This window comes from Ktedonospora formicarum, assembly GCF_016587355.1.
GTDB lineage: Bacteria > Chloroflexota > Ktedonobacteria > Ktedonobacterales > Ktedonobacteraceae > Ktedonobacter > Ktedonobacter formicarum.
Window position 1 is genome coordinate 884,288 of sequence record NZ_BNJF01000003.1, and the last position, 13,208, is coordinate 897,495.

At 55.4% G+C, this 13,208-nt stretch carries 13 protein-coding genes; 9 read left to right on the forward strand and 4 right to left on the reverse strand.

Translation table 11 applies throughout. From position 1 onward, the window contains the following. Positions 1-42: 42 nt before the first annotated feature. A complete protein-coding gene (locus tag K3T82_RS30450; protein ID WP_220197275.1) occupies positions 43-1,242 on the reverse strand; it encodes an MFS transporter in 1,200 nt (399 codons plus the stop codon). A gap of 32 nt (positions 1,243-1,274) precedes the next feature. Further along, complete coding sequence (locus tag K3T82_RS30455; protein ID WP_220197276.1) at positions 1,275-1,448, reverse strand: hypothetical protein; 174 nt, start codon at positions 1,446-1,448, stop codon at positions 1,275-1,277. A gap of 474 nt (positions 1,449-1,922) precedes the next feature. Between K3T82_RS30455 and K3T82_RS30460 the strand changes: the two genes are divergently transcribed. The 8 genes from K3T82_RS30460 to K3T82_RS30495 all read left to right on the forward strand — a co-directional run bounded on the left by K3T82_RS30460 (position 1,923) and on the right by K3T82_RS30495 (position 10,046). Then, a complete protein-coding gene (locus tag K3T82_RS30460; protein ID WP_220197277.1) occupies positions 1,923-2,561 on the forward strand; it encodes a hypothetical protein in 639 nt (212 codons plus the stop codon). Positions 2,562-3,017: 456 nt separating this feature from the next. After that, positions 3,018-4,115 (forward strand): ABC transporter substrate-binding protein, encoded by a 1,098-nt coding sequence (locus K3T82_RS30465; protein WP_220197278.1) that lies wholly within the window; start codon positions 3,018-3,020, stop codon positions 4,113-4,115. 102 nt (positions 4,116-4,217) lie between these two features. After that, positions 4,218-5,732: a sugar ABC transporter ATP-binding protein gene (locus K3T82_RS30470; RefSeq protein ID WP_220197279.1), complete on the forward strand. Its 1,515-nt coding sequence runs from the start codon at positions 4,218-4,220 to the stop codon at positions 5,730-5,732. Beyond that, positions 5,729-6,712 carry an ABC transporter permease gene (locus K3T82_RS30475; protein ID WP_220197280.1) on the forward strand — a complete coding sequence of 328 codons (984 nt, stop codon included), beginning with the start codon at positions 5,729-5,731 and terminating at the stop codon, positions 6,710-6,712. Before K3T82_RS30470 ends, K3T82_RS30475 begins: the two co-directional genes overlap by 4 nt. Continuing rightward, on the forward strand, positions 6,709-7,656 hold the full coding sequence (locus K3T82_RS30480) for an ABC transporter permease (RefSeq protein WP_220197281.1): 948 nt from the start codon (positions 6,709-6,711) through the stop codon (positions 7,654-7,656). The genes K3T82_RS30475 and K3T82_RS30480 overlap by 4 nt, the downstream gene beginning before the upstream one ends. Positions 7,657-7,981: 325 nt before the next feature. Further along, complete coding sequence (locus tag K3T82_RS49275; RefSeq protein ID WP_220197282.1) at positions 7,982-8,575, forward strand: TetR/AcrR family transcriptional regulator; 594 nt, start codon at positions 7,982-7,984, stop codon at positions 8,573-8,575. 81 nt (positions 8,576-8,656) lie between these two features. Continuing rightward, complete coding sequence (locus K3T82_RS30490; protein ID WP_220197283.1) at positions 8,657-9,238, forward strand: VC0807 family protein; 582 nt, start codon at positions 8,657-8,659, stop codon at positions 9,236-9,238. Beyond that, complete coding sequence (locus K3T82_RS30495) at positions 9,231-10,046, forward strand: alpha/beta fold hydrolase (RefSeq protein WP_220197284.1); 816 nt, start codon at positions 9,231-9,233, stop codon at positions 10,044-10,046. Before K3T82_RS30490 ends, K3T82_RS30495 begins: the two co-directional genes overlap by 8 nt. A 182-nt stretch (positions 10,047-10,228) precedes the next feature. Here the strand turns inward: K3T82_RS30495 and K3T82_RS30500 are convergent, their stop codons facing one another. Both K3T82_RS30500 and K3T82_RS30505 read right to left on the reverse strand, forming a co-directional pair. Then, positions 10,229-10,441: a hypothetical protein gene (locus K3T82_RS30500; RefSeq protein ID WP_220197285.1), complete on the reverse strand. Its 213-nt coding sequence runs from the start codon at positions 10,439-10,441 to the stop codon at positions 10,229-10,231. Positions 10,442-10,559: 118 nt separating this feature from the next. Next, on the reverse strand, positions 10,560-11,870 hold the full coding sequence (locus K3T82_RS30505) for a CHAP domain-containing protein (RefSeq protein ID WP_220197286.1): 1,311 nt from the start codon (positions 11,868-11,870) through the stop codon (positions 10,560-10,562). A gap of 280 nt (positions 11,871-12,150) precedes the next feature. On the opposite strand from K3T82_RS30505, the gene K3T82_RS30510 reads away from it, so the two are divergent. Next, complete coding sequence (locus tag K3T82_RS30510; RefSeq protein WP_220197287.1) at positions 12,151-12,939, forward strand: SDR family NAD(P)-dependent oxidoreductase; 789 nt, start codon at positions 12,151-12,153, stop codon at positions 12,937-12,939. Positions 12,940-13,208 lie beyond the last annotated feature (269 nt).

The window sequence follows — 13,208 nt, forward strand, 5'->3', positions numbered from 1 at the left end:
TGAGCGCCAACACTACTGGCACTCACTGGGACGCTTATCTCCCTAGAGTTTTCGAGAAGAACGAAGATAGATCACCCACAGCACGATGGCAATGCACAGGAGCAGAAGCGGTGCCCCGACAGCGACAAACCGTACGCCGTAGAGCACCACCCCACCGCTGGCGAGCATAGAGCTAAGAGCCCCACCGCCAATCGAGATCGCCTGCATGATTCCCTGGATTCGACCATCGAGCGCGCGGTCCTTGCCCGACATCACCAGCGCCGTCGTCATGACCTGAGTGACACAGTTACCACCACAAGCACCCGCGAGCGCGACCATCGAGAGCGGTATCCAGGAAGACGCGCCATAGAGCACGCCGAGCCCTCCATATAGCGCAGTACTGATGAAGAGACGACCCAGAGTCGCATTCTTCTTACCTCGCATTTGCAGCAAGGTGAAAAGAACGGGACCAGCGCAGTTCGCCCCAAGGAGCAGGGCATACGCCTGCGGGCCGCCTAGCAGTTTATCCGCGATCAGCGGCTGCATGAGGTTCCCGTTCGTGCAGCAGACGGTGGAGACGATGGAGAAGTACAGCGCCCACCGGACCTCCCTGTGACCACGGATATACCGCAGGGCTGGTGAGAGTGGAGCCTTGTCGACTCGCTCGACCTTCGCGACCTGCTCGCTCCTCTTGGCTTTCATACGCGACAGGAAGTTGAGCATAGGCAGGTAGCTTACCGCGTTGAACGCGAAGAGCCACATCACCCATTGCGGGTTCGAGAAGACACCGCCAAGCAGGCTTCCCAACGCGCCCGCGATGTTGAACACGAACGAGTTGACCCACAGGCCATTCGCGTAGACACGCTCATCGAGCAGGTCGCGCACGACCGCGCCTACCGCGCTGGCGTTGACGCCGCCTACCAGGCTGGCAAAGGCAGCCATACCCCAGAGCACCCAGATGCTCAGGAGACCAATCCCCTGCAACAAGCACAGGACCAGTGCCTCTCCCATCAACAGCCTTTGCGTCCAAACCACGACGCTCCAGCGCGAGAATCGGTCCACCAGGCGACCACCCCACAGAGCAGTAGCTGCCCGCGCGAATGTGGTCATTATAACTACAACGAAGAGGCCCAAGAGGCCCTCGTTCCTGTACACCAGCATGTTCTTGCCGAAGTATTCCGCCCACCAACCGCACTGCGAGACGAATTGCACTCCGGCGAACCAGCGAAAGCTATGCACTCGCAGGCTCGGGGGAACATTCACGATCCCCAACCTCCCACTTCATGTCCAGGTTTCTATTTGTACCTGAGCTTGTCCCGCTCAGAGTGATTTTCCCTTTCTTCACGCTCTAACGAGCTTTTCGAGAGTGTCCGTTGGTAGTTCCCTTGCAATGCTGCCGCAGAGTTGCTCGCGCGAGTCATTACAAAGTGCTCAATAAGATCGCTTCGCACGCCGATCTCTTCGTCCATGCTCCGTAATTCCCAGGTGATCCGAAACTCAGGAAAATGGAAATGACATGAACTGACCTCTGGGGAGAGCAGAACGATACCCCAAAGGAGACGCCGTTTTGGCCTTAAAAGAGCTAGAAACGACGCCTTACTGCTATGGGTTTATTTATACACTATCCACACCTCAAAGACCAGTCTTTTTATTTCCCTCTTATCCCCCAAAACTCTCGGCCTTCTGTGTAGGCTAAATACGCTATAGTTTTTGTTGAATATGGCAATAGATGCATGATATAATAACGACACTTTTAATTTCCGCTCTAGCTCCTGAAAAGTAGAAGCAGAGTGGAAGCGGCTAGTCGCAGTTTCGGCGAGCCGATGGGATGCTTTGTCATTCCATGAACCACTGGGAGAGGCGTTATTCCCGGCGTAGAGCAATCCTCGCCAAAAGACGTCAACCAACCAAGCCGCGATTTCCGCACGACCATTGGGAGAATCATGTCCATCCTTCGACTGGGTGCCATGCAGTCATTCCTCTCGTCCCAGGGCGAGGAGAAAAAGGAACTCGCCAGTGTCTTCGAAATGGCGACCGCCATTCTGAAGGGGCTCAATGACCTCATTGAGCGGGGTAAATTCAACCAGGACAATGCCAGGCACATCTACTGGCAGGCGACCCTCGGCTCCACCTTGAAGGCGAAGAAGTCCTCCGCCGGGGTCTGGAAGATCGAGTTCTACATCGACCTCCTCGAACTCGGCAGCAATACCTTCGTCGCCTTCAAGGCCTCGGCGGAACCGGGAGGCGAGTTCGTCGTCACCTCCGTGGTGTTCTACGGAGTCCGTGACTCGCTGTCCGTCCTGTCGCTGTACGGCGGCGAGGAGTGGCTCGACGAGCAGCGGGAGCGGCTCGTCGGCCTGGACGAGTTGTTCGACATGACCTGGGGCGCGGTCACACAGGACCGCGCCGCCATCGCCGTCGGACTCAACCCCTCTGCGGTCGAGGTGGACCACAACAACTGCAAGGTGAAGTTCACGGTCCAGATGCCGGAAGGAGACGACGCTCCCACCGAGTTCATGGTGGTGGCGGACCGCCTGCCCAAGGAGGGCTTCCGCGTGAACGTCGTGTGCCTGTACTGGTGATCGTGCCATATCGCGCGCGGGGGTACCCTGGTCCGCATTTCGCGGGCCGGGGTACCATCCCCAGCTATTCTTAGGTGTGGCACACCTTCGTGTAAAGCTCATTCGCGTCCCCTGAAGAAAAGGTAATTAACCACGTTCTTCGCCAGCATCGAAGTGCTTCTTGTACCATATTCCATCCTCGTTTGTATCCTCTTCACGAAAATTCGTTGCAACATATTGCAGCCTTGCAAGAGTTCGCGCGCTTTTGGCTTCACAAAACGGGTGAAATATGTTATACCTTTGTATAAGCCAGAGTTTGTTTTTCTGTTTATCTCCCCCTATTAGTTTTACCACGCTTCATCCGTGAATTATGACTGTGAACGTTCCCTGCATCAATGCTGATGCGCTTACATAATGGGTTGTTCCTCGCTGAGCAAGACTCTATTGCTCACGCTATTTATTGAACTGGGAGGTTCAATGCACACGGTGAAACGACTCCACTTCTTCCGGTATATCTCTCCACTGGCGCTTCTCATCATGCTGGTAGCAATGCTGGCGGCATGCGGTGGGAGCGGCGACGCGACGGGAAATGGTGACAACAAAGGCCCCTTTACTATTGGCGTCTCCAATGGTTTTGTGGGCAGCGAATGGCGTACACAAATGATTCAAGATTTGCAAAGCGCTAACGCCGAGTATATGAAGCAGGGGCTGACAAAAGACCTCGTTATTCAGAGTGCCGATACCGATGTTCCGGGACAAATTCAGCAAATCCGCAATCTGATAAACAAGGGCGTGGACGCCATTATTGTTGATCCGAACAGCGTTTCGGGTCTCGACGGGGTATTTAAGGAGGCGAAGAACGCCGGAATCACAGTCATCAGCGTCGATCAGGCCGTAACCTCTCCCGATGTAACCAATGTGGTCATCGATCAGACTGAGTGGGCGCGCATGAGCGCGAAATGGCTGGCGGAACAACTGAAGGGCAAGGGTAATATCGTCGTCGTGAATGGCATCAAGGGCCATCCGGCGAATGAGGCCCGCTATAACGGCGTCAAAGAGGTACTGGCGCAATATCCCGGTATCAAGGTCGTCAACGAGATTAACGCCGATTGGGATCAGGCCAAGGGACAGCAGAAGATGTCTGACGTGCTGGCATCCCAGCCCAACATTGACGCCGTCTGGTCACAGGATGGTATGGCGCTAGGTGTCCTGCAAGCTCTGGAAGCGGCCAACCTGAGCAAATTGCCCATCGTCGTTGGCGAAGCCAGAGCAGGCTATATGCAACTGTGGCAGCAGGTAAAGAGCAAGCATAGCGACTTCCTCTCCTATGGCGTGGTGAATCCTCCGGGCGCGGCTGTGAGCGGCCTTCGCGTGGCGCTACAACTCTTGCAAGGTAAGCACTTCAAGGCGGATGCGCTACAGGGAACCCCGAAGAACACGCTCTTTGTGCCGATTCCCGGCAAGGTCGATCCCGAGAGCTTCGAGAGCGAGTTCGCGAAGGTGAAGGACAAACCCGCGTCGTACTGCCTGGATGGCTACATCAGCGACGACGAGGCCAAAAGCTACTTCTCGTAAATAAAAATGCCCATATGTAGCCGCGTCGCTTCAGCAGCGGCCTCGCTACATATGGGCTTGATCGTTGTGTGCATGGATGTAGTAAGGCTGGTCTATTACAGTATGGGAAAGTTGTCACTTTCGGCTCAGGGGCTTGTCAAGCGCTACGGAGGCGTGACGGCGCTAGCGAACGGGAGCCTGACGGTCCGCTCAGGAGAGGTGCTGGCATTGATGGGGGCCAATGGGAGCGGCAAAAGTACCTTAAGCAAGATCATTACAGGCGCGGTTGCCCCCGATAAGGGACAACTGGTGCTGAATGGGCAGGCGGTACGCTTTACCTCGCCGCTGGCAGCCCGAAGACATGGAATCGTTGAGGTCTTTCAGGAGTTGAGCCTGATTCCTGATATGACGGTGGCTGAGAATATCTGGCTGGCACATGAGCCGCTCTTAGCCCTGAGCATGATCCGGCGGCGCGAGGTTCAGAGTCGGACACGCGATCTACTCAATCTCTTCGCGGGAACTGTCAGCGATCTGCTACAACCAGAGACCCTGGTTGCAGCACTCTCCTCGGATGAACGCCAGATCGTCGAAATTCTAAAGGCCTTGAGCCATCAGCCAGAGTTGCTCATTCTAGATGAGGCGACCGCGAGCCTGGATAAGCGGCAGGTAGAGCGCCTCTTTGAGCTTATAGGACAATGGAAGGCTCAGGGAATGGCGCTCATCTTTGTCTCACACCGCATGCAGGAGATATTTCGCGTGTGCGAGCGGGCAACCGTCTTGCGCAATGGGCTCACGGTTGATAGTCGAGAGCTTGCGACGACAAGCGAAAGCGAGCTTGTGAGCCTCATGGTTGAGCAAGGCGCAGTGGAGCGCTATACCAAACAGACGCAGGAGACGCTAAGCTCCGGCGTGCGCGTGGAGGTCCAGGATCTCCGCACGAAGGTATTACGCGGCGTGAGTTTGCAGGTTCATGAAGGGGAGATTGTTGGTCTGGGAGGGCTGCGAGGGCAGGGCCAGAGCGATGTGCTACAAGCCCTTTTTGGCGCGATTCCCAAAACTGGTACAATCACGTTAGAAGGCAAGCCCGTTCGTTTCACACATCCAAGTCAGGCGATGCGCGCGGGACTGGCCTATGTGCCCGGCGACCGGGGACAGGAGGGATTACTCCCGGTGCGCTCGATTCTGGAAAACCTACAGCTCCCCTCCTGGGCTCACTATGGCTTGCCGCTCAATATGCGAGGTGCCAGTCAGGAGGCGAGCGAGATCACCCAACGCCTGGGTATTGTCATGGCATCGCTTCAGGACCCTGTGAGGAGTTTGAGCGGTGGGAACGCTCAAAAGGTGGTGCTCGGCAAATGGCTGCTACGTGAGCCACGTATCTTGCTGCTCGATGATCCCACCAAAGGGGTCGATGTCAAAGCGAAGAGCGAGATCTATCAACTTCTAGCGGAACTACGCGCTCAGGGAGCCTCTATTGTCATCTATAGCAGCGAGGATGAAGAGCTGCTGGGCCTGAGTGATCGCGTGTTTGTGCTGCATGATGGACTCATCCGAGCCGAACTGAGCGGCGAGACACTTACGCGCACTGAGCTGGTCGCCGCCAGCCTGGGCAGCGCTGGAAAGGATTCGCGCGTATGAAGACGCTGACTCGCGAGCGCGCGCCACAGTGGAGACGCGTCATCACACGGCAATCCTTTGCCCTGGCGCTGCTGCTCCTGGTAATCGCGGTACTTATCAACTACTTCCTACAGCCCCGCTTCTTCCGCCCAGTGACCCTCAACAACAATCTGGGCACCTATTTGCCTCTGATGATCCTAGCGGCAGGGCAGGCCCTTGTCATTATCGCGGGTGGCATCGATCTCTCACTAGGCACAATTGTCTCTCTCACCAACGTCGTGCTCATTCGCTTGCTGGGAAATAATCCTTCGGCGGCTCAGGTGGCGCTGGCGATCATGGCAAGCATGGGAACGGGCCTGCTGGCGGGTCTGCTGAATGGCTTCTGCGTGGCCTATCTCCGCTTCCAACCAATCATCACGACCTTCGCGACCAGCTTTATCTTCACCGGGCTGGCTCTCACTGTCCTGCCAACGCCAGGGGGAAGTGTGCCTGGAGGCTTGCTCGATTTCTATAGCAGCCCGGCGCTAGGTATACCGCTGGCGCTCTGGGTTGTTGCACTCACGCTGGCGCTCTGGCTCCTGCTGCGCTCCACGCGCTACGGGCGCTATCTCTATGCCGTAGGTGGTGTGGCGACCTCGGCCTATCTCTCGGGCGTGCCAGTCTCCGCTATGCGCTTGAGTACCTATGCCCTGGCGGGTTTGATCGCGGCATGCGCGGCCCTGGCCCTGACTCTGAGCACGGGCACTGGTGACGCGCATATTGGCGACCCCCTGACGCTCTCGTCTATCGTGGCGGTCGTGATAGGTGGCACGCGTCTGCGCGGGGGACAGGGAGGGATAGCCGGGCCGATGATCGGGGCGGTGATCCTCTATCTCATCTTGAGCATTATCGCCTTCGCGAATGTCCCTACATGGTGGCAGACGCTGGTGAATGGACTAATTATCATCGTGGCGCTGATCGGACCCGGCCTTGTCTCGCTCGTCAGGAGGCGCATGGTATGAGAAGAATACATATTAGTTCGGCACTGAGCGCGCTATTGCTCGCGGTGGTCCTGTTTGTGCTGGGGGGTATACTGCATCCGGGTTTCGCCAACTACGGGCTCGTGATCAATATTCTGCGCCTCGCGGCCTTCCTGGGCATTGTCGCCATCGGGCAAACGCTGGTTATTATCAGCGGCGGCGAGGGCATCGACCTCTCGGTGGGGGCCGTCGTGACCCTGGGCGCGATCATCATCTATCGCTTCACCAATGGGCATAATGAGCTGTTTCTCCCAGCGCTCTTGCTCGCGCTGGGAGTGGGAGCGCTCATCGGCCTGATTAACGGGATAGGTGTGACCGCGTTGCGCATCCCGCCCCTGGTCATGACGCTCGGGATGACGGGGGTGGTACAGGGCCTGATTCTGGCAGTCACCCAGGGGCAGATGATCGGGGACGCACCACCATTTATCACGGATCTAGTCTCTGGCTCCCTGATACTTGGCATTCCAGGGGTGCTTCCGCTCTGGATCATCATTGGCCTGGGAACCTGGCTCCTACTCGAACGCACACGCTATGGCAAGCACCTCTTCGCGATTGGCGTCAATCGCGCGACTGCTCTGCTCTCCGGGGTGCGTGTCTCGCTGGTTGTAGTGCTAACCTATACGCTAAGCGGATTGCTCGCCGCCCTGGGCGGGGTAATCCTGCTGGGTTATACGCACCGGGTCTTCCTGAACCTGGGTGAGCAATATACGCTACCCTCAGTGGCGGCGGTCGTCGTGGGCGGCACCCTGCTGGCGGGTGGTGTTGGGGGCTATGGCGGAACTATGGCGGGGGCGCTGGTCCTCACGGTACTTACCAGCCTGCTTACGACGGTCCAGTTGCCGGAGGCGCTACGCATGATCGTCTACGGGGTTGTGTTGCTGCTCTTGCTCGCGGTCTATGGTCGCCAGCGCCGCTTGCGGGCGTAAAGGGATTTATTTATGAGCTAAGATAGGGGCCAACGGGCCTGATAACGTTAAGCTGAGAGAAGCCCAGGATACCAATCACTATGAGCGATTTTTACTGGTATCCTGGGCTTCTCTACGGGCATTGACATTGTATACTTTAGAGTGTACACTCTAAAGTATACAAAATATTCTAGCGACTCATGTACTGGCTCTTCAGAGCGCGGGCACGATGACGTAGACATGCACTCCTTCTTCGTAAAGGAAGCCATTCTTTTCATCTTTGTGTTGCTCGCTCTATCTTCAAACACCGGGAGTCGGGTAAATAGGCATTCCAGAGGGGTGTATTATGGCAGATTCGGAAATAAAACAGGCAAAGACGCATACCAAATTGCAGCGCGAAGAACGTCGCGAGTCCATTCTGCGCGGTGCGGCGAATGCATTTGTGGCAAATGGATATGATGCGACGACTCTGGATGATATTGCCCGAGAGGCAGGTATTAGCCGGTCCATCCTGTACAGGCACTTTGACTCCAAAAAAGAGATCTATCTCGCAATCATGGAAGATTTCGGGCACAAAATGCATCAGGATCAGTCATCTTCCCACAACGAGGTGAATCTGAAGGACTACCTCGTGCCTCTGATAGCTATCGCTCAGTCAGAGCCGAATGCGTTCCGACTCCTCTTTCGACACGCCGTGCGTGAGCCTGCCTTCCGCGCTCATGCTGATGCCCTTCATCTTCTACGGCAAACGTTTATCGAGAACGGGCTCAAGCTACTTCTTCCTGACCAGCAGGACCGCCATTTTGCCGCCGCTTTACTCCGCGATACGATCATTAGTATGCTCCTGACCTGGATTGATAACGGGCTGCCGCAGCCAGACAGGATGGCGAACCTCATCACAAAAGTTATTCAAACCATCCTCTCAAGCATGAAAGAGTAGAAAGGATAAGCTTCATATGGAACAACAACAGCAATCAGACCACCAGGCCGCTGGTTTTCGGCGCGGGGAATACTAAAGCTTGTGGTAGATACAGCGCTCCCCATAGGGTTGTACTTTGCTCTGCGTTTCATGGGCCTCAATGACCTGGTTGCCTTCGCTATCCCGGCGGCGATTCCCATTCTGCGGGTGGCGCTCTGGTGGATCTGGAAACGGAGGATCGAGTGGATCGCGGCGTTTGCTTCTCTGGGCTTTGCCCTGGGGCTCCTCGGCACATGGCTCCTGAATGGAAATCCGGTCTTTCTCAAGGCTCATGGCGTGCTCCTGACCGGGCCGCTCGGTCTTACCCTGCTGGTCTCCTCCATGATAGGCAGACCACTTCTATTCTCCATCCTCCGGCTCATACGACCAGAGCAATGGGTAAATGCCCAGACCCATCAGGCGGTAGCAAGTAATCCTCTCACGCGGAGAAAAGTGACCATGCTGACCGTTGGTACTGGCCTCCTGTTGACTGCTCATGCGCTTGTTGAGTTGATTCTGGCTCTCACTCTGTCTACAGACACATTTCTCCTGGTATCAAAGGTCGCGGGATTGAGTATAATCATCCTCGGTATCGCGCTGCTTTCATGGATGCGGGGAACCGGGAGTAGGAGGCAACATGTCTAAAGGAACGTCAGGTCTCATCCAGGTGCCAGGTGCACAACTTTACTATGAGGCACGCGGCTCAGGTCCAGTCCTTTTCATCATTGCCGGGGGATCAGGCGACGCGGAAAGCTTTCAGGCAGCGGGTTCTTTCCTTGAACCGCATTTCACCATACTGAGCTATGATCGTCGTGGCTATGCACGCAGTCCCCTGGGCCAGCCGGGCGAGGTACCAATCGTAAGCATAGAGACCCAGAGCGATGACGCGCATCGTCTCCTTGCCGCCCTGACCACAGAGCCAGCCTATGTCTTCGGAAGTAGCCTCGGCGCGTTGATTGGTCTGGATTTAGTAATGAGGCACCAGGAACAGATTCGCCTGCTCGTCGCCCACGAACCACCCCTGAGAAAATTCCTGGAGGAAGAACCCTCCAGGGGTTTACGCCCTCGGCGGAACGAAACGCCAGAGCAGACCATTCAGCGCTTCGCTGCTTCTCTTGGTCTGGACCGTTCACTAGTCCATGACGAAAGTGGACAGGCTCGGGCGATGGCTCCTGAGAGGAAACGTCAGAATGCGGCCTTTTTTATCTACCATGAGGCTCAAGCTGTAAACAGCTATGAACTTGACCTGGACGGATTGAGGCACGTTAAAGATAAAATTTTGTTTGGCGGAGGAGCAGAAGGTCGAGAGTACTTTCCCTATCGAGGAGCGAGAAAGGCGGCGGAAGTATTGGATGTGCCCTTTGTGGAGTTTCCGGGAAAGCATGGAGGATACGGAGAATATCCGGCACCATTTGCCGAAAAGCTGAGGGAATACATCAAGATGAGTAAGTGAATCCAAGCGCTATGGATATGGGAGCGTGGAAAGTGCTAAAATACCGCTGTACTAACAATTCTCCGTCTGTGTGATTAGCGCGGGATGTGGACACATCTGCCTGTGCAGCTCACGTGGGAGAGAGGTCTCGACAAGCATATTGTCGTGCCTAAATGCTCCAGGTTTACCGTCCTGGTCCGCTCTTACGAGAGTGGAATAATACGGTCAAAGGCGAGGGATGGTCCTTCGCCTTGTGTGAGGAGGTCAAGATGACCCGAGGCCGTAGGCTGTTGGCGCTGGCACTCGTCGCAGTCGTCACCCTGATGACGATGGGCGCGAGCTGCGATGGTGGCAGCGACAGCAACCCGAACGCCTGCCCGTCCGGCAAGACGTTCGTGCCGAGGCCGCAGGGGCACCACCTCTGCGTCTGAGTCGGGCAGTAGGGAGAGGCTTCCCGGACGTGTACCTGCGTCCGGGGAGTCTCTCCCCCTCCAATTTATGTGCGTTGGGTGGGAATGGGATAACTACCTGTCGCTAGTCGTGGCGTAGATAGCCATAGATCCAGCCTTCAGGCGAATTCTGCACCTCATAGTTAGTCACAGTCAGAGTTTGCATACCGCCATAGCTGGCATTCTCCTCCATTACGGTCACTGAGCCGTTTCCGCTACTATTGACGCTGCTACTCATCGTCACAGAGGTATGCCCATTGGTACAGGTCGAGCAATAGCTCAATATATCGCCGGGCTTGGGGTAGCCACAGCAGGCGGTATTGTTGTGGATGACACGCAAGCCCCCGCCGTATGAGGTACTGTAGTTGTTCACGATCTGGTTGCCATTGGCCTTGTAGGGCTTGACACCATAGGCCTGATACATCCAGCGCAATGCCAGTTCCACACACTCAAATTCGTACGCGCCCCAGGAGCCCGAATAGAACTGCACCAGATGGTCGGGTCCGCCTGCGGAGGGACGAGGTCCACAGGGGTAGACGCCATTATAGCCGCTATTCATCTTCCAGGCTTCCCAGCCGGTATCGCGCAAGAAGTTATTGTAATTACATGTACCACTCCACCAGCTAGGAGTTCCAATAGCATTAGGGTTGACGGCGTTGGGAGAAACAGCGCTCGTTCTGGCTTTCTCTTGCGCCAGGGAAGCGACCAGAGTGGAGGGATGACCGAGATTTGTACTGCTAATCTTAGTAGCCGAGATGGTATTCGCGAAGGTCGCGCTCTGCGAAGCCAGAGTTGAAATCTGGGTATCGCTTACCTGCTCCTGCGAGATGCGAATCAGCCAGAGTCGGCTACCAGCCTCAACCACATACTCTGACATAACTGCCGTTTGCAGCGTGCTAGCATCCGTCAGATGAAGACGCACAAGATTCGTCTCTCCCTGAACCTGCTTGCCAAAGATCGTGATCGTCGGGGGACTGGCAAGCCCGGTTCCTCCCTGGGAGAGGCGATACGAGTGCAGGATTGAGCGGAAACTGCCCTCTTTCCCACTCGCCGCGACAGGGAAGCGCTCTACTGAAGAAGTGGTTGAAAAGGGAATCGACTCAATCTGGAACTCGCGATACGGCCTCTGGGCGACCGCTGAAGCCATTTGCACCGCGTTATCTGGCTGAGAAACCACAAATGGCGCTGGCACGGCCTTACTATCAACAGAGAGTGTCACTCCATCGAGGGTTATCGTTGTTTGAGTGGGGGTCGATGAAGCGGCGTGTGTGGCGGAGTTTGATGAAACAAACAGGCTAAAAGCAATGAGTACGATGATGGAGAATAGAGTACTAAATACCGTCCTTAGGTGTCTTCTTTCCTCTGAAGGGGGGTTCATCGAAGTTGCATCCTGCATGAGTATTTCCTCGTTTCTTACAAGAAATTTACCCTAGAAGAGAGGACAATGAACTTGGCAAGCGTTTAGGCACCCAACGCACTATAACAAGTATAACATAGACATCTAATATATGTATATGATGACACATATTAGTACTAGATGAAGTGCAAATTGAGTACACTACTACGTGTATTCTACAATAAAGCTCTTCTATTCCTATGGATTGGAAAGTCTCATATAATAAACATAGATTTTTTTGATATTACCTGTACGATTTACATACTGAGGGAGATAACCGATGGATTTGCAGTTGAAAGGCAAAAAGGCACTGGTAACGGGTTCTTCTCTGGGCATCGGCAAGGCTATCGCTGCCTCTCTAGCGCATGAAGGGGCTCTGGTCGTTCTCAATGGGCGTTCAGAACAGAATGTGCGTAAGGCGGCGCAGGAGCTTCAGGCGAATGACCCCCAGGCGCAGTTCGCGACCCTGGTGGCTGACCTGGGAACAAGTGAAGGATGTGAGCGGGCGATCAAAGAGCAGCCCGATGTTGATATTCTGGTCAATAATGCGGGTCTCATTGAGGCATCAGACTTCTTTGAGACAACTGATGAGCAGTGGCGGAAGATTTTTGAAGTCAATATTATGAGTGGAGTTCGCCTTAGCCGTCACTATCTCAAGCGGATGATGGAGAAACGCTGGGGGCGCGTCATCTTTATATCCAGCGAGTCAGGAATCGCGCCCGCGCCCGAAATGGCGCACTATAGCGCGACCAAGACCATGCAGCTCTCGCTTGCTCGCAGTCTGGCTGAGATTGCAAAGGGCACGAATGTCACGGTCAATAGTGTGCTACCGGGTCCCACTCGGACCGAGGGTGTCAATGACTGGTTAAAGTCATTATTCCCTGACTTAAAACCAGACGCAGCCGAGCGCAAGTTTATGCAGGAGAATCGGCCCACGTCGCTGATTGAGCGCTTGATTCGTCCCGAAGAAGTGGCTACTGTGGTCACGCTGCTATGTAGTCCGCTGGCCTCAGTCGTCGATGGAGCAGCCATACGCGCGGACGGTGGCGTGGTACGCAGCGTCTTCTAGGGGCCGCTGCTAAAGCGACGCGGCTACATATGTGGGCGAGGATTGTGGCTATGCTTAGAGGCCGCTGCTAAAGCGACGCGGCTACATATGACGCGGCTACATATGATGAGGGAGGTCGTGAAGGTGAGCGCAACCTCCGTTACATATCGCGTTTGTATCTTCTCCCTTGAATGCTCCCCCTATATGTAGCCGCGTCGCTTTAGCAGCGGCTTTCCTCCATGCCGCAAACCGGAAATTCCCCATTTGGTCAACACTCTTGAAATCGAGCA